Annotated in this window: 1 protein-coding gene; it reads right to left on the bottom strand. The window is 42.1% G+C overall.

The window, feature by feature from the left end; all coding sequences use genetic code 11:
• Positions 1 to 1577, bottom strand: a 1577-nt coding sequence (locus tag NFR51_RS10640) for a hypothetical protein (protein ID WP_251713614.1), incomplete at both ends; no start/stop codon positions are given.

Genomic DNA, 1577 nt, shown 5'->3' with positions numbered 1-1577 from the left:
GATTCAGATACTGACTCGGATACAGATTCTGATACGGATTCGCTTACTGACTCTGATACTGATTCAGATACTGACTCTGATACGGATTCAGATACGGATTCACTTACTGACTCAGATATAGACTCTGATACGGATTCAGATACGGATTCGCTTACTGACTCAGATACGGACTCAGATACGGATTCACTTACTGATTCAGATACTGACTCTGATACGGATTCAGATACGGATTCGCTTACTGACTCGGATACGGATTCAGATACGGATTCGCTCACTGATTCAGATACTGACTCAGATACAGATTCAGAAACTGACTCACTTACTGATTCTGATACAGACTCTGATACTGATTCACTTACTGACTCAGATATAGACTCTGATACGGATTCAGATACGGATTCGCTTACTGACTCAGATACGGACTCAGATACGGATTCACTTACTGATTCAGATACTGACTCGGATACGGATTCAGATACGGATTCGCTCACTGATTCAGATACTGACTCAGATACAGATTCAGAAACTGACTCACTTACTGATTCTGATACAGACTCTGATACGGATTCAGATACGGATTCACTTACTGATTCAGATACTGACTCGGATACGGATTCAGATACGGATTCGCTCACTGATTCTGATACTGACTCGGATACGGATTCAGAAACTGATTCGCTCACTGATTCAGATACAGACTCAGATACAGATTCAGAAACTGATTCAGATACTGACTCGGATACGGATTCGCTTACTGACTCTGATACGGATTCAGAAACGGATTCACTTACTGACTCGGATACAGATTCTGATACGGATTCGCTTACTGACTCTGATACTGATTCAGATACTGACTCAGAAACTGATTCGCTCACTGACTCTGATACAGATTCAGAAACTGATTCGCTCACTGACTCGGATACAGATTCACTTACTGACTCTGATACGGATTCAGATACGGATTCGCTCACTGATTCAGATACTGACTCAGACACGGATTCAGAAACTGATTCTGATACGGATTCAGATACTGACTCGCTTACTGACTCTGATACAGATTCAGATACGGATTCGCTTACTGACTCAGATACAGACTCTGATACGGATTCAGATACTGACTCACTTACTGACTCTGATACGGATTCACTTACTGATTCAGATACAGATTCTGATACGGATTCACTTACTGATTCAGATACTGACTCAGATACAGATTCGCTCACTGACTCTGATACAGACTCTGATACGGATTCACTCACTGATTCTGATACTGACTCGGATACAGATTCAGAAACTGATTCGCTCACTGATTCTGATACAGACTCAGACACGGATTCGCTTACTGACTCTGATACTGATTCAGATACGGACTCAGAAACTGATTCGCTCACTGACTCTGATACAGATTCAGAAACGGATTCGCTCACTGACTCGGATACAGATTCACTTACTGACTCTGATACGGATTCAGATACGGATTCGCTCACTGATTCTGATACTGACTCAGATACAGATTCACTTACTGATTCAGATACTGACTCAGATACAGATTCGCTCACTGACTCTGATACAGACTC

The sequence above is a fragment of the Lactococcus ileimucosae genome, from assembly GCF_943193185.1.
Taxonomy (GTDB): Bacteria; Bacillota; Bacilli; order Lactobacillales; family Streptococcaceae; genus Lactococcus; species Lactococcus ileimucosae.
Note: the sequence above shows the minus strand (reverse complement) of the source record. Positions and strands in the feature narration are given on the sequence as shown.